Raw genomic sequence first — 15,029 nt, 5'->3', positions numbered from 1 at the left:
TTAAATCCTGAATCAGCTTAACAGACCCCTCACAGTTTCACTGCCGTAGTTAGATAATAGGGTTCTTTGCAACACCACACTTATATGCTCTAAGCACGATTACAGTCATTACTGGGCGTTCTAATGAGTGAAAAAGCCAACACGGACGACATCCAGCACATCCATCTGGGAACGACCGAGTGGCGATCGCTCGTCCTCGGACTCGTCATCGGGGCGATATTCGGCGCGATGTAGCTTCCGATCCCGGTTCCAAACGTCGTCGGGGGTAATCTGGCTATCACCGGCGTGTTCATCGGTATGATCATCGTAGGTGTGTACCGAAATCAGGTGAAATTCCGGAAGCCACCGGAGGAGGGGTGATCAGTATGGAACCCATTTTAGCCGCCTTCAGTCTAGAAGCGTTGCTGTTCCCGGGGGCGATAACTGAGATCGTAGAGGCGTTTACGCTCGGTATGGACGCGATTCAGGCATTTATCGTCGGTTTGATCATAGGAGTCATCTTTACGTGGTTCGATCTTCCGATACCCGTACCGAGTGTCTTAGGTGGGATCCTCGCCATCTGGGGCGTCTTTATAGGGTGGGTGATTACAAGGGCTCTTGCCGGCGCGCTATGATAAATCTCCCAGTAGTTCGTTTTGATTGATTAAACCTGTATGGGGGTCTACAGATGGCAGTCCACCCCGAACTGGGTGATGTTTGAGTGTACTGCATCTGTTGCTCTATCTAGCCGTTTTGGTTAGGTTCGTCCTTGATCATGTGGAACGAAGTCAGCGCTGTCATTCCATACAACTCTCTCCAACAGTGTTAAATAGTGGTGCGCCGATTAGTTGGCCGTATGCCGCTTGATGCAGCGATAGTGGGTCCTGGCAACATCGGGACCGACCTCATGTATAAGATTCTCGATAGAAGTGAGACGATCACCCTGCAGCGGATGATCGGGATCTTCCCCGTCGAGGAATCAGACGGCCTGCAGGCGGCCGTCGACGAAGGTATCGACGTCGGCACGGAGGGTATCGACAGCGTCCGTGAACACGCAGACGAGTTCGACGTCGTCTTCGAGGCGACGACCGCAGGTGTCCACGCACAGCAGGCACCGGTCTACGAGGACCTCGGACTGTTCGCGATCGATCTCACGCCCGCCGCGGTCGGCCCCTACACCGTCCCGGCGGTCAACGCCGAGGACGTGATCGGCACCGAAGACAACATCAACATGGTCACCTGCGGCGGCCAGGCGACGATCCCGCTCGTCCACGCGGTCGACCGCGTCGCCGACGTCGAGTACGCCGAGATGATCTCGACCATCTCTTCCGAAAGCGCCGGCCCCGGCACCCGCCAGAACATCGACGAGTTCACCCAGACCACCGCCGCCGGCCTCGAGCAGGTCGGCGGCGCCGACGAGGCCAAGGCGATCATCGTCCTCAACCCCGCCGAACCACCGATCCTGATGCGCAACACCGTCTACACCACAGTCCCCGACACCACGGACGTCGATGCGGTTCGTGACTCCGTCGCCGAGATGGAAGCCGAGATCCAGACCTACGTCCCCGGCTACGACGTCACCCTCGAGCCGGTCGTCAAGGACGAATCCGACGTGGGGTTCGAGCTGGGCGACTCCATCGTCATCACGACTATGCTCGAGGTCGAAGGCGAGGGCCAGCACCTGCCGCCGTACGCAGGGAATCTGGACATCATGACCAGCGCCGCCCTGGGCGCCGCAGAGCGCGTCGAGGCCCACGGGCTCACCGCCACACCCGTCGGAGGTGAGCGCGATGACTGACAGCGATGTGCGCCTGATCGACATGACCCTGCGCGACGGCATGCATGCCGTCGACCACCAGTTCACCCCCGAACAGATGGCCGACGTCGCCAGCGCGCTCGACGAGGCGAACATGGACGTCGTCGAAGTCTCCCACGGCGACGGCATGGGCGGTTCCTCGATCAACTACGGCTTCGCCGCCGCCGACACCGAGGCGTACCTCGACGCCGTCGTCCCGGAACTCACCGACACCAGACTCTCCGTGCTCCTGTTGCCCGGCATCGGCACCGTCGAGGAACTCGACCTCGCCGTCGAGAAGGGTGCCGACATGTGCCGCATCGCCACCCACGTCACCGAGGCCGACGTCTCCGCCGAACACTTCGAGTTCGTCGAAGAACGCGGCCTCGAGGCCAACGGCCTGCTGATGCTCTCGCACATGGCCTCGCCGGAGACCGTCTTAGAGCAGGCGAAGCTCATGGAAGACTACGGCGCAGAGGCCGTCTACGTCATGGACTCGGCGGGTGCGATGCTCCCACAGGACGTTCGCGAGCGCGTGGGCCTCCTGTCGGAAGAGCTCTCGATCGACGTCGGCTTCCACGCCCACAACAACCTCGGTCTGGGCATCGGCAACACCCTCGCGGGCATCGAGGCCGGCGCGACGACCGTCGACGGCTGTCTGCGCGGACTGGGTGCCGGCTCCGGCAACGCCCAGATGGAAGTGCTCGTCGGCGTCCTCGAGAAGGCCGGCTACGACGTCTCGCCCGATTTCTTCGGCGTGATGGACGCCGCTGAAGACGTCCTCCTGCCGATGTTGACCGAGGACACCATGCCCGAACTCGACAACGATTCGCTCGTGCTCGGCTACGCCGGCGTCTACTCGTCGTTCCTGCGTCACACCCGCCGGGTCGGCGAGCAGTTCGACCTCGACCCGCGCGAGATCCTGGTCGAACTCGGCGAGATGGGCGTCGTCGGCGGGCAGGAAGACATGATCACCGACGTCGCCGCCCGGATGGCCGAGGACGAGGCCGCGACCGCCGACTCGGAAGCCGACGACTGATCGACGACAATCGGACCACAGCATTCCTGACACTACCACTCCGGACTACACTCCCGAAATCCCGACGCCGGATTCCACTCGCACTTCTCTCGCGTGCCACACTCGTGTCGAGTCACCTCTCGGTTCGGCTCACCCGACCTCGCGCTCGCCCTGCTCGGTCGCCCTGTTCCGTCTCACGACTCGGCTCGCTGGAGAGTGCTTTCAGCCACGTCTGCAGGCTCTAATCGACCAGCTCGAGAGACGGGACTCGAGCCGGGCACTGGAGACGAAGAACTCGGTGTGTACTCACTCGAACGGTTCGACGAGTTCGAGCCCGTACCCGTCGGGGCCCTCAAGGAACGCGACGCGGGCGCTGGCTCCTTCCGAGTCGAGGGGCCCGCGCTCGAGGGTGCAGTCGGTCTCCTCGACGAGGCGTTCGACCATCGCGTCGGTGTCGTCGACCGTCAGCGCGATGTGGTCGATGCCGGCCGGTTCGGGAACCTCGCGGTCGGGGTCGTACTTGAACTGTAACTCGGCGTCGTCGTCGCCGGCGACGTAGACGTTGGTTGCACCGTCGCCACTCACGAACTCGTTGGTCTTCTCGAGGCCGAGCGTGTCGACGTAGAACTCGAGCGTGTCCTCGATGTCCGATACCCAGATAGCGGTGTGGAGTACGTTCATACTGAGCGATTTTCACAGCATACAATAAATCTCCTGGGTTCCACGCTGTGAACGCGGGTTGTTCCTTCAGCCGGATTCTGTCACCTCCACAACTTATCGACCCTACGAGCAGTTTTCCGACTGGGTTACGCTGTCAAGTAGCGTTTAGCCGATCGGCATCCACTTTTGCCCGCTAATCAGGACGTAGTCGGCGTTGTGATCCTCGGCGACCTCGAGGCATCCTCAGTCGGATCGCCAAGTGTACCGGCTACCTCTACGGAGAACTCATCATCAACGGTCTCACCCACGATCTAATCGGCACTTCGTTCTGCGTCCGCGACGTCGTCGTAGTAAAAGTAGTCGTCCATACGGTCTTCGACCTTGGCAACGAGATGAACGACTATGATGTCGCCTACGATTTCTTATTCAATGGCTCGTCTACGTGACGGACAATCGGTTCGGACCTTGTCGCGATTGAACCAGCATCGATAAGGACATCCTCACTGTCGAAGTGATGGACGTTGACGACGGCACTCACGAAGGGATTCACACCGACAACCTGCTCCATCTGCTTGAGTGAGTTTCCGCGTTGGTGAGCCACTCCTCGCTATCAATTCGCATGTGTGGGATAGTGTAGCAGCTCCTCACCCGCGTGCGACGTCCCGTTCGTCTCCGCTTCCAACACGCCGCACCGTTCGGGCCAAGTTCTCGGACCACACCCCTTCTGTGCCACACGGCACGGCGCTGGGCCGGTGCTATAGTAACAACTGAAACGGACTACACACCGATCGCACAGCTGTCGGGCGATCGGGTGCACTGACGTTCAGCGGCTACTATATCTGGCGGCTAGCGTGCGACGATTTAACCCGTGGAAGACGGTAGCATTATATGAGTGCTCACCAATCACGGGACACGGATGAGCCTCCCAGAGGATACACTGGACGAATTCGCCGAAACGCTGTACAACGCACAGGTCAACTCCGATCCCGTGCCGCCGATATCTGACGAGGAGGAACTGACCACCGCCGATGCCTACGACGTACAGGCCGGCGTCGTCGATCGACTCCTCGGCGACGACGGCGCGATCGCCGGCCACAAACTCGGTCTCGTCAGCGAGGCCAAGCAAGAACAGCTCGGCATCGACGAACCGATCTTCGGCTACGTCCCCGACGACACGGTCCTCGAGGGGCCGATGATTCCGACCGAGGAGCTGATCGCCCCCCGACTCGAGGCCGAAATCGGTCTCATCCTCGGCGAAGACCTCGAGCCGCCGGTCTCGCCGACGGACGTCCTCGCGGCGACCCGCGCCGTCGTCCCGGTCGTCGAAATCCTCGAGAGCCGGTTCCAGGGCTGGACGATTCCCTCCGCACAGGACGTCATCGCCGATCAGACCTCCGCCGGTCGCGTCTTCGTCGGTGAATCCCTGCGCGACGTGACCGACGTCGACCTGGCGATGGAGAGCGTCGTCATCTCGGTCAACGGCGAGGTCGAAGAGACCGGCGTCGGGGCCGACATCATGGGCCACCCCGCACGGGCCGTCGCCTGGCTGGCGAACCGACTCGAGGACCGTGACGACCGGCTCGAGGCCGGCGAGCTGGTCATGACCGGCGGCATCAACGCGGCCATCGACATCGAACCGGGTGACGTCTACCACGTCAAATTCGGTTCGATCGGCGATATCGAACTGCGCGCCGAGTGAAGAGCAACCACCACTTACATGGTGTAAACAACCTCGGGCGCGGTGGCCCGAGGCTTTTGTTGGTTCCCTCAGCCGTGCACTAGCACTCCCTGCTCGATAAGCGAGCGGGATGACGTCAGTCGATGTACCCAACGAGCGATCCGATCGACGTAAACTCCGCCGTGATCGAGTCGCCCGGTTCCACGTCGACCGCCGGGGTCAGGGAACCGCTGAGTACGAGGTGACCTGCCTCGAGCGAGCCACCGACCTCCTCGAGCGTGTTCGCGAGCCAGGCAACGGCGTTGGCAGGATTCTCGAGTACTGCCGCTCCGACGCCAGAGGCCGCCAGGTCGCCGTTGCGGTACAGTTTCACGCCCTCGAGCGAGAGGTCGAGTCCGTCGGGGTCACAGCGCGTCTCGCCGGTGAGGTACAGTGCCGAGGAGGCGTTGTCGGCGATCGTATCCTCGATTCCGATGTCCCAGTCGCGGATTCGGCTGTCGATGACCTCGAGCACGGGCAGCACGAATTCGGTCGCCGACAGCACGTCGAAGGCGGTGACCGGCGGCTCGAGGTCGTCCGCGAGGACGAACCCGATCTCGGGTTCGACGCGCGGGGCGATGAGGTCGGCGGCGGGGATCGAACGTCCGTCGACGTACATCGTATCGAGGAGACGCCCGAAGTCGGGTTCTGAGACGCCCAGTTGCTCCTGGATACCATCGCTCGTGAGCCCGATCTTGTGTCCCTCGACGGTCGCGCCGTCGGCGATACGGCGGTCGACGAACGCAGACTGTACCGCGTAGGCATCCTCGATGGTCAGGTCGTGAGCGTCCGAGAGTCGGTCGATCGGCTCGCCCGTCTGCAACGCGTCGTACAGTGAATCAGCGAGTCGATCTCGGGTGTCGTCCTCGAGTGACATACCTACTGAAAGTCGATGAATCATCAAATAGGTGTGGGATTCGCCAGCGTCCAGTGAACCTGCCCTACCTGTGACCTGCAAAACCAACTTTTGGGTGTTTAAATGAATTATAGATGAAGTTTGTCGGTATCGGTCGTTTCGTTTACCCAGAACGTTTATTCCCCTACCAGTCTATAACTCACACGGCGGGGGACTAAACACGGCTTGGACAATAAGATCATGGTTTCGCAGACTCCCGCCAGCACTGCACTTTGCGTCATGGTGGGCCTCCATCCTACCATGTCTCGCTGAAGAGTAGCGGTGCGGGGGCCCACAATCCGATTTTCAAGGGCTATTCGCTGTAACCTAATCCCGTTATCCTTGGGAGCAGACAATTATCCTGATTCAACACTGCACGCTCATACCCGGTAGTCAACTGAAGCACGAGACAATCGGTTTTCAGTAATAAAATCCCTGAAATGCTATTAACAGCCCCACATCGCCGTGTCTAAAGACTTTTCACCAAAAGTAAAACATTAGCGCACCTAGAGAGGGGCTAGGATCGACACAAATCATTAAATTAGAAAATAGTGGTCAAATATGGTGTTTTGTAGTGACGAACAGAGATGGCCTTGCTAAATTAGCATACAACGTGGGGGTATAGTGTCTTGCTGTCCTCCTGAGTCCGGTAAATCGGTTCGTCACCGTCCGATTCTCCGGGAGTACAGTCACGGTCATTATAACGTGACGGCTTAAACGACAGAATTCTTCACAGTACGTCGCCTCGGTTTAGTGATTCGGTGGAGCAGTGAGTGGAGTGAAACAGCTCTCAGCAGTGACATTCCACCGAGAAAGCAGTCACGCCCATGTGTATTTACAGAGAGTAAACGAAGTCAGGTCATCACAGATTTAGTGTTGTTATGACTGGGACATCAAATCGTCGGTATCGCATTCGCAGGACTTTTGCGACAGAAAATCGTTAATGGAGATCCTGGTTTTGCAGTCGTCACAGTAGACGTAGGATTCTACAAATACTGAAAAATCACCAATCTCTACATTGCCACTGTTCCGTAATTGATCCAGTTCCGTTTCAGATACAGTTTTCGTCCGACCCTGTAGGCGGTTTAACCGTTCACGAGTCTTCTCGACTTGATTCCGAGTATCCCGTTCGTATTCTACGTTCTCGGTTGACATCAGATGGGTTCTGATCGCCTGATAGGTGACGAAGTCTTTTCGTAACCCCTCGACGTCAACACCTTCCTTCTCGAGCTTTCGTTCAACTGATACTCGGGTACCGCTACTCACATCGCCTGTTAGCAATCGGAAAAGATTATCCAACTCACCATCGAGCACTTCATAATCGACAGTTTCTAACGAAGCTTGAAGGACCTTCTTGTTGAAATAATCCTCAAGATCCCTGAGACTCTTTCTATTTTTGTCCCGAGTCCACTGCTCAGCTAAATCCTGTCCTATCGAATTTAGATTATATTTTTCAGCAACTCGCTCTACCTTGGTTGCTCTGGAATCAGACGATGACATAGACGCTATATGCAATAGAACGTTTTGAAGTACTAAAATCTATTGTGGTCGTAGATGGTGCGTTCCGTCGTGTTTAGTTTGCCTCATTGTGCCAGCGGCGGTGTTTAGTTTGGGTATGAAGAGGTGAGACGGTGGCTGTGTTCGGTGCCTATGCCTGAAACTGCCCGCCCCAGGGGATCTAGTGGATTGGTCGACGTGGAGTTTGTGCAGCGAGAGCGGACACCGCGTGAGCTGATAACGCTCGGTGTTCGACTCCATCTGGGCGGACTATCGCTTTCGAATACAGTTCGAGAACTCGAGAAGTCCGGTGTCGAACGGAGTCGAAAAGCCGTCCACGACTGGGTTCACAAAGCTGATCTTGCCCCGGTTGAGGGTGCTGAACCAGCCACGGTCGCACTCGATGAGACAGTGATCTGGATCGATGGGCAGCAGTACTGGCTGTACGCAGCGGTCGATACTGCAACGAACCGATTTCTGCACATTCGGTTGTATTCGGCCCGAACAACCGCTGCCACCGAAATGTTTCTTGCGGAACTCATGGAGAAATACGACGCCGAAGGCGCACTCTTTCTCGTCGATTCGGCCGCGTGGTTGAACGCAGCACTCCACCGCCGCGCTCTCGAGTTTCGGTGCGAACGACACGGTGATCGAAACACCACCGAACGTGTTTATAGAGAGGTAAAAAGCCGAACGTCTTGGTTTTCTAATTCGTCCAGCCACGTCAATCCAGCAACAGCTGATTCGTGGTTGCAAGCCTTTGCCCGCTGGCACACTGAGACAAACTAAACACGACGACGATTACTGTGACAAGCGCGACTATATTCATGAATATTCTGCTTTGTTGAATAGCTGCTGAATGATGGTTAGAGCGGTTCACAGAGCTTTTCTATGTTGATGATCGCGAACATGAGAACAATTTCACGGTACTGTCGATACCGGCCCAGCGCTCGCACGGCATCGCCGAGCGAGCGCTTCGTCGTCGAGTACGAAGTTTCCGCCATCCAGCGCTGAGCGTAGCCTTTTGTCCGGATGAGCGTATTATTCCCTGTCGTGAGTGATCTCGATCCACGCTGTAAGATCAGTGGTTCGACACCGAGTGCGTAGAACTCGTATTTGGTGTGCCAGTTGTGGAAGGCTTTGTCAGCCGCCACGGAAAGCAGGTCGTCCGCGTTTCGGCGGACGACCTGCGGCCCTGTCTTCGTATCATGCTTCCACCGGTCCGAAATATGGACGTCAAGAACTGCGAGAGACTCTACATCGGTTAATGTGGTCACTTTCAGTGTCTGGACGCTGTTCCCGGATCTCTGACGGTAGTACGATGAAGCAGCGCGTCGATCAAAGAACGTACTGTCGAGAGCGACGTGCCCAGACTGTGGGTGTTGCTGCGCTGAAACGCGCAGCAACGCCCGCCACACCCACATTTTCAGCCGATCGAACGACTTGCAAATCGTGCTGTAATCCGGCAGCTCGTCCTGATCGAGGTCAAGTACGTCACGAACCTCAGACATGTACTTCAGCCGGTTCGGCGTTTCACGGTAGCTATGGCCCTCTTCGAGCCGAAAACAGTGCAAAACGACGTGTACCCAGCGGGCGAGCCCGCCAACGGCGGGCTCGCCCGCGTGCTTCCCCAACGCTTGTTTAGCTAGGTCTCGACACTGCTCAACGAAGTCGAGGATGTCGATTTCCATACCAACCTCGATTTCCTCGACTTCACCCTTCTAACCCGTGATATCAGCTGATTAGATCGCTCTTCAACAGAGCAGATTGCTCGAGAATCGCGCAGATCCGGTTGAACTCTGCGCGCAAGTGGTCCCCAGCGTCAGTGTACATATTCACTTCCCCTCTTAGGCTCCATCCAGGGTGGATAATTTCACAGTTCTTCCAGCACGTCTAGACTCCATTGTAGGATTATAGAAGACATTCATTTGGAAAAGAATTATGGTGCTCGTGTTAGAAGAAATAGTAAGACAAGCATGCCCAATCGAACTCCCACGCGTGGACACACCATTTGCTCCCGGAGGGAAGGGAGATGACAAACTGGAAACGCTCCCGGAACGCGGACTCGGACGACGAGACGAGCGACACGTCACAGGCACAGACAGCCGACACGACGTCTTCGTCGGCTGCTGTCCGGGATGGAAGCCCCAAACCCCTGGCGGCGGCCGCCCTCGAGCATGCCCGGGTGGAGACCCACCTCGAGGCAGCGACGTTCGATAACTCCGCTGCCGCCGTGGATCTCGCTGATTCGGCGGTTCCACGACTATTCGGTCGTGACGAGGGTCAGATCCAGCGCTCGCTCGAGGGAACCGACACGACCATCGACGAGGTGCCCGGCAAGGTCCTGGACGTGCTGAGCAACGGTGGCCAACCGCTGGATCAGCCCGTCCAACGCGCCCTCGAGGAGCGGATGGACGCCGATTTCTCGGACGTGCGCATTCACACGGGCGGCACTGCAGCGAAAGCTGCTGAGGCCATCGACGCGAAGGCGTTTACCTGCGGGAACGATATCGTGTTTAATTCCGGCGAGTACGATCCCGAAAGTCCTGAGGGTCAGCACTTGCTCGCGCACGAACTCGCCCACGTCAAACAACAGAACGGTGGCGCGCCGATTTCGATGATGCCCCAGGAGGGCGCTGATCTCGAGATTGACCCTGATCCCCAACTCGAGCGCGAGGCCGACGCGGCGGCCGAGCAGGCGCTCTCCGGTGAGGAGCCGCTAGTCGTCAATCGGCTGGGAACTGACGTGCACATACAGCGGTCGGCAAAAGACGAGACTCCTGAGGAGTTTGCCGATCTTCTCCAAGAAGCTGAAGATGGAGCAGTTGAGGCAGACAACGAGGCGTTTAAAGAGTACGTCAAGGACGGATTCGGCCCACTAGGGACGCTCGTAGAGAAAACGTCCGAAATATTCGGGAATATCGGAAGAGGCGCCCGTGAGATGGATCAAGAGGATTGGGCCGAAGTCGTGGTCAAAACCGGACTCAAAATAGTGACCGCGGGTGCTGCTGGCGAAGTTCTTGACAACAGCCAGGACGTCGTAACCCAGGCAGCGAACCAAGCGAAAACCACTGCCGAAAATAAGGTCGCTAACCCAGACAGCCTTCAGGATATCGGAATTTCAGAAGAGTGGGAAAGTATCCTCGCAGACTCACCGAGCCAATGGGCTTCCAAAATCAAGGATGAGGCCGTCAAAGCCGCTAAAGCTGCCACTGGAACGGATTTGGAGGGACACGCTCAGGGAGGTAATGTTTAGTCATGAAGGCTGTTGTCACTGGAGAAGGAAACGGGGTTGTCGGTGTTAACCTACGAGATAATGGTGGTGTCGAACATCTTATTGAGATGACTCACGGTGGTGAGATAACCGGCCATCAACAAGACGGTTATCCAGATGATCCCGACGACCGTACCGAAGCGGGCAACGAGCACGTCAATCAGGCTCGCCGGTTTGCCCGCTACTGGGTATACCGCAAACGCGGCTACGACACGCTCGAGCCGACAAAGAACCCGGACCAAATTGCCCAGGCGGCCGTAGCGTTAACGCCCCTCTCGGCGGATGTCGCCAATTCGTTCTTCGGTGAGCTCTACCACCACCTGCGAAGTATCTATACCGATGCCGAGTCATCGATCAGGATGCCTGAGGGGGTCACACCCGAGGAGGCAGTCTATCAACAGGACATCTACCTCGGAATGGACTCAGAGACGGCTAGCGCCTACGCAGATATACTGACTGACCCCCACGTCGTCGACCTACTTGAGGACGAAGTTGCAGGAGCAACTATTGACGAACTGGATGCTGAGGCAATCGCTGACGCTGCCGGTGTCGACCTCGAGTCGATGCCGAACATCCGAGACGGGGCACTCGTCGAAGCTGTCTCGGGTGTGCACGTCCATTGGGACGATGCACTCGGACAGTATCACACTCAATGGGGCACACAGCCCGATCTCGAGCGCGAGCCTGACGCCCGTATCGAGATTTTCGCGTATGAACCTGACTCGTTCGTCGATCTAAAAACCCAGCTCGTCCGAAACCTGGTCTGTCAGGTCCGGGATTGCTACCTTGCAATGGGGATTGCCCCACCGGAACAGTTCCGAATCTTGGGTCACGGACGCCACGATGCTTCGACGTGGTATTCCCATTACGACTTCTACGACGAGTACTTCGATCCGGATGCAGAAATTAGCACGTGGTACGAAGAACAGACGCCTGAGAACGCGTACGAACACGAAGGAGAGACACGGCGCGTTCACCCAAACGCTTGATTCTCCCTACAGAGACACATAAAATATTTCGGTTATATTAGCCAAGAACAGGCCACAACGGCCATCGATTCCCGACTTCACCGATCCCGACAACGGTCGACTGCTCGCCACAGCATAACTCACTGACAGGATATGACAGATATCGAGAGACAACAACCGACTAACGCCACACTCATATCCGTGATATCCCGAGAAGGCGCGAGTCTCGAGCCGACCGAGACCCAGCGAGCAACGTTACAGCGCACGGCCAAAGAGTACGGCCACGCCGATACGCGTCAGTGGGCTGCCGAGGGGATGCCCACCAACGCGATGGGCACGCCCAGCGAGATGGCCGCCTTCCGTGAGCGCCAGCAGACCCGGCCGGCTGAAGTCCCACACGATATCGAACAGCAAACCGAAGCCTCGCTGCACCGGAACAAAGCCGCCCACCGTGACCACGAACCCGCAGGCGAGGCCAGCGTCCCCGATTCAGTGCGAGCGGTCGTCTCCGAACCCGGCCAGCAACTCGAGGGCGAGATGGCCGACACCGAAATCCACGTCCAGCGGTTTACGGGGGCCATCGCCGATATCGGCAGTACTGCAGCGAGTTTCGTGAAGTTCAACCACGAGGCACAGAAAACCGCTCAGGAGGCCGAAGCTGACAGTTACGCCCAGATGGGTGGCACCGAGGGCTCGGTCGAAGAGCGTGTCGAAAATCTCGAGGAGCAGGTGTCCGAACTCGGCAAGTACGTCTCCGAACAGATCCGGCCCGCCTCGACCAAACGACAGATGGTCTCCGAGGCTGGAAAGGACGTCCTCTCGAGTGGGGCCGGGTTGGCGACTGGCGGGGGGATTGCCGCGTTAGGACTGGCAGGCCCATTTGGTGCGATCGCCGGTGCGGCATTAGCTGGAGCTGCCACCAAAGGGATGCTTGATACCAGCCCTGCCATCGGTCAGACTGCCGAGCAAATGGCATCTGGTCGCGTCCATGAGAAGGCTGGTGCCTTGCGCGACCGTCTACCGGGCTGGCTCGGTGGCCGTGACGAGGATGATGAGTGGGGCGATAACTTCGATGGTCTAGCTTAAATTATGAAAGCAGAAATCACAGGAGAGAATGACGAAAATATCGGTCTTCACGTCGTTGATAACGCTGGCAACAAGCACAGAATGGAGATGCGCAAAATCGATGGTGAGGTTTACGCTCACGATTCCGAAGCTTATTCACAAAACCCTGAAAAGCGCACTCGAGAAGAAAGCGAACACGGCAAACAGGCCCGCCGCTACGCCCAGTACTACGTGTTCCTGAATCGTGGCTACGACACAGTCACCCCGAAGTGGAAAAATCCCGTCCACCTGCAGGCGGTTCGTTCAGCGATCGACTCGATGGACCTCGAGGAATTCGAGGACCACTTCGGCGATCTCTACCAGCAACTGAAAAGCCACCACGACGAGGACACCGAGCGCGTTCTCCATCCACCGTCGGATTCCCAGGACGAAGACTACCACCTCTATCGCAAGCACGTCTACCTCGGGCTCGATCCCCTCGAGACCGATCTCGCGGATGACGCTCGAGAACTGGCCACCGAGTTTGGACTCGACCTGGATCAACAGTCACCGAAAGGGACATCACTAGCTGGACTAACAGACGATGGCCTCGAGACCTGGTCCGGCTTTTCGACGGAGTTGTTCGCACAGTCCAACGAGGACGAACTGGCGGAGTTGGCCGAGGGATTCTACGTGGATACAACCTCTGAACTGCACATGGCGTATCTCGACCACGACGGCATCGAACAGGTCACAACGGCCATCGAACCCGACAGGGAACCCGACGCTCGATTCGAGGAACCACCGGTCGATCCCGGCACGCTGGAGCAGTTCCAGCACGGATTGTCGTTCGACCTGGCGTGTCAGATTCGGGATTGCTTCGTTCGGATGGGCGTTATGCCGCCCGAGGAGTATCAGATCCTGGGTCTGGGCCATATTGCCGCTGCGCTCGCCTACGAGGAGGTCGACTTCTACCCAGACTACCATGCTCCTGATGAGGACGGGGCGTATCTCTCCGATCTCGACTCGAAATACTTCGGTGACGACTCCCTGCTCGGCAGTGTGAACTCACTGCTGAACTGACTGAACTAATACTGATTACTCGAGAACCGCGCCGATCCGCTCGAACTCCGCGCGCAAGTGGTCTCCGGCGTCGGTGTACATATTCATCGCATTCCAATTATTCCTCGGTTAGAAGTGGTAATTCTCCATCTCTCCAACCACGTATCACTTCCATATGTTCTTACAGAATATAGTTAGCACGGAAAGAATTATGGTGCCCGTGTTAGAATAGAAATCAAGGCGAGTATGTCCAATCGAACCCCCAAGTACGGACGCACCAACCGCGACTGGAGGCGTAGACGATGACAGACTGGACGCGTTCTCGGAACGCGCGCTCGAACTCGGACTCGGACAACGAGACAAGCGACAAATCAACGGTGGTCGCGCTCGTCACCTTCGCAAAGAGATGTTCACGACGCTCAAGCGACTCCAAGAGCGTGACGCCTCACAGTGGCGGATAGACGAGCGATTCGACCACTACCAGAACGCACTCACAGACATCATCGAGAAGGCGTCTCGACGTGCTGTCGAGTATGCTTGTCGATTCGAGAAGCCAGTGCTTGTGCTGGAAGATCTTTCGGACATCCGTGAAGACCTCGATTACGGTGAGTGGATGAACCGACGACTCCACGCATGGGCGTTCGCTCGGCTTCAACAGCGCATCGATGACAAGGCACGAGAGGCAGGGCTTCCGGTCGAATACGTCCGACCAGAGTACACGAGTCAGACGTGTCACGAGTGCGGTCACGTCGGGCACCGGAACGGTGACGTGTTCCGGTGCCAGAACGACGAGTGTTGGGTATCGGAGTACCACGCAGACATCAACGCGGCGGTCAACATCGCTGGCCGCCATGACCCGTGGGGTGAGAGCCTGCCGCTGAAACCGGCGGGCGATGACATCTCACGGGATGGGAGCGCCTGTGACAGCGCCACGACCTCGTTCGAGACGGCGGAGCCGTCTCGTGATCACGAAAGACGCGACGCGTCTTTCGAACGACACCGAGAGACGAGCGAGGAACCCTCGCAGATGACTCTCTCGACTTTCCACGGGTCGGAACCCTCTGCCAGCAACAGCGAAACGTAGCTGGTATTCCCATGCCGGGAAGCCGCGCCGTTCACG

General features: G+C 57.8%; 13 protein-coding genes and 1 pseudogene. 10 read left to right on the top strand and 4 right to left on the bottom strand.

The window, feature by feature from the left end; genetic code table 11:
• The first annotated feature begins 365 nt into the window (after positions 1–365).
• From B1756_RS14000 to dmpG, 3 genes are all read left to right on the top strand, one after another.
• Positions 366–614 (top strand): DUF1427 family protein, encoded by a 249-nt coding sequence (locus B1756_RS14000; RefSeq protein WP_228434381.1) that lies wholly within the window; start codon positions 366–368, stop codon positions 612–614.
• A 221-nt stretch (positions 615–835) separates the two neighbouring features.
• Positions 836–1,777 carry an acetaldehyde dehydrogenase (acetylating) gene (locus B1756_RS13995; RefSeq protein WP_086889103.1) on the top strand — a complete coding sequence of 314 codons (942 nt, stop codon included), beginning with the start codon at positions 836–838 and terminating at the stop codon, positions 1,775–1,777.
• A complete protein-coding gene (gene dmpG / locus B1756_RS13990) occupies positions 1,770–2,813 on the top strand; it encodes a 4-hydroxy-2-oxovalerate aldolase (RefSeq protein WP_086890201.1) in 1,044 nt (347 codons plus the stop codon). The genes B1756_RS13995 and dmpG overlap by 8 nt, the downstream gene beginning before the upstream one ends.
• A 285-nt stretch (positions 2,814–3,098) precedes the next feature.
• Here dmpG and B1756_RS13985 read toward each other — a convergent pair whose 3' ends face one another.
• Complete coding sequence (locus tag B1756_RS13985) at positions 3,099–3,473, bottom strand: VOC family protein (RefSeq protein ID WP_086889102.1); 375 nt, start codon at positions 3,471–3,473, stop codon at positions 3,099–3,101.
• An 895-nt stretch (positions 3,474–4,368) separates the two neighbouring features.
• On the opposite strand from B1756_RS13985, the gene B1756_RS13980 reads away from it, so the two are divergent.
• A complete protein-coding gene (locus B1756_RS13980) occupies positions 4,369–5,151 on the top strand; it encodes a 2-keto-4-pentenoate hydratase (RefSeq protein WP_086890200.1) in 783 nt (260 codons plus the stop codon).
• A 115-nt stretch (positions 5,152–5,266) separates the two neighbouring features.
• Here the strand turns inward: B1756_RS13980 and B1756_RS13975 are convergent, their stop codons facing one another.
• Both B1756_RS13975 and rdfA read right to left on the bottom strand, forming a co-directional pair.
• Positions 5,267–6,046, bottom strand: a complete 780-nt coding sequence (locus tag B1756_RS13975) for a 2-keto-4-pentenoate hydratase (RefSeq protein ID WP_086889101.1) — start codon at positions 6,044–6,046, stop codon at positions 5,267–5,269.
• Between the two features lie 897 nt (positions 6,047–6,943).
• Entirely contained in the window at positions 6,944–7,564 is a 621-nt protein-coding gene (rdfA, locus tag B1756_RS20230; RefSeq protein ID WP_152031312.1) for a rod-determining factor RdfA, read from the bottom strand.
• 150 nt (positions 7,565–7,714) lie between these two features.
• Here rdfA and B1756_RS13970 point away from each other — a divergent pair, with 150 nt between their 5' ends.
• The gene (locus B1756_RS13970) at positions 7,715–8,350 is read left to right on the top strand and encodes an IS6 family transposase (RefSeq protein ID WP_086889100.1); all 636 of its coding nucleotides are present in this window, start codon (positions 7,715–7,717) and stop codon (positions 8,348–8,350) included.
• Positions 8,351–8,427: 77 nt separating this feature from the next.
• Here B1756_RS13970 and B1756_RS13965 read toward each other — a convergent pair whose 3' ends face one another.
• The gene (locus B1756_RS13965; protein ID WP_086889099.1) at positions 8,428–9,252 is read right to left on the bottom strand and encodes an IS5 family transposase; all 825 of its coding nucleotides are present in this window, start codon (positions 9,250–9,252) and stop codon (positions 8,428–8,430) included.
• Between the two features lie 341 nt (positions 9,253–9,593).
• Here B1756_RS13965 and B1756_RS19905 point away from each other — a divergent pair, with 341 nt between their 5' ends.
• From B1756_RS19905 to B1756_RS13940, 5 genes and pseudogenes are all read left to right on the top strand, one after another.
• A complete protein-coding gene (locus B1756_RS19905) occupies positions 9,594–10,817 on the top strand; it encodes an eCIS core domain-containing protein (protein ID WP_228434619.1) in 1,224 nt (407 codons plus the stop codon).
• Between the two features lie 2 nt (positions 10,818–10,819).
• On the top strand, positions 10,820–11,824 hold the full coding sequence (locus B1756_RS13955; RefSeq protein ID WP_086889098.1) for a DUF7958 family protein: 1,005 nt from the start codon (positions 10,820–10,822) through the stop codon (positions 11,822–11,824).
• 180 nt (positions 11,825–12,004) lie between these two features.
• A complete protein-coding gene (locus B1756_RS13950) occupies positions 12,005–12,889 on the top strand; it encodes a hypothetical protein (protein WP_228434380.1) in 885 nt (294 codons plus the stop codon).
• Between the two features lie 3 nt (positions 12,890–12,892).
• On the top strand, positions 12,893–13,930 hold the full coding sequence (locus tag B1756_RS13945; RefSeq protein WP_086889097.1) for a DUF7958 family protein: 1,038 nt from the start codon (positions 12,893–12,895) through the stop codon (positions 13,928–13,930).
• Between the two features lie 343 nt (positions 13,931–14,273).
• Positions 14,274–14,993: pseudogene (locus B1756_RS13940) on the top strand (RNA-guided endonuclease TnpB family protein); the annotation flags it as partial.
• Positions 14,994–15,029: the final 36 nt, after the last annotated feature.

Source organism: Natrarchaeobaculum aegyptiacum, from assembly GCF_002156705.1.
Taxonomy (GTDB): Archaea; Halobacteriota; Halobacteria; order Halobacteriales; family Natrialbaceae; genus Natrarchaeobaculum; species Natrarchaeobaculum aegyptiacum.
This window is presented reverse-complemented; position numbering and strand designations above follow the sequence as displayed.

Bases quoted from the DNA above. Each gene is read 5' to 3' on its own strand.
- B1756_RS14000 (WP_228434381.1), top strand. From the start codon at position 366: ATGGAACCCATTTTAGCCGCCTTCAGTCTAGAAGCGTTGCTGTTCCCG.
- B1756_RS13995 (WP_086889103.1), top strand. From the start codon at position 836: ATGCCGCTTGATGCAGCGATAGTGGGTCCTGGCAACATCGGGACCGAC.
- dmpG (WP_086890201.1), top strand. From the start codon at position 1,770: ATGACTGACAGCGATGTGCGCCTGATCGACATGACCCTGCGCGACGGC.
- B1756_RS13985 (WP_086889102.1), bottom strand. From the start codon at position 3,473: ATGAACGTACTCCACACCGCTATCTGGGTATCGGACATCGAGGACACG.
- B1756_RS13980 (WP_086890200.1), top strand. From the start codon at position 4,369: ATGAGCCTCCCAGAGGATACACTGGACGAATTCGCCGAAACGCTGTAC.
- B1756_RS13975 (WP_086889101.1), bottom strand. From the start codon at position 6,046: ATGTCACTCGAGGACGACACCCGAGATCGACTCGCTGATTCACTGTAC.
- rdfA (WP_152031312.1), bottom strand. From the start codon at position 7,564: ATGTCATCGTCTGATTCCAGAGCAACCAAGGTAGAGCGAGTTGCTGAA.
- B1756_RS13970 (WP_086889100.1), top strand. From the start codon at position 7,715: ATGCCTGAAACTGCCCGCCCCAGGGGATCTAGTGGATTGGTCGACGTG.
- B1756_RS13965 (WP_086889099.1), bottom strand. From the start codon at position 9,252: ATGGAAATCGACATCCTCGACTTCGTTGAGCAGTGTCGAGACCTAGCT.
- B1756_RS19905 (WP_228434619.1), top strand. From the start codon at position 9,594: ATGACAAACTGGAAACGCTCCCGGAACGCGGACTCGGACGACGAGACG.
- B1756_RS13955 (WP_086889098.1), top strand. From the start codon at position 10,820: ATGAAGGCTGTTGTCACTGGAGAAGGAAACGGGGTTGTCGGTGTTAAC.
- B1756_RS13945 (WP_086889097.1), top strand. From the start codon at position 12,893: ATGAAAGCAGAAATCACAGGAGAGAATGACGAAAATATCGGTCTTCAC.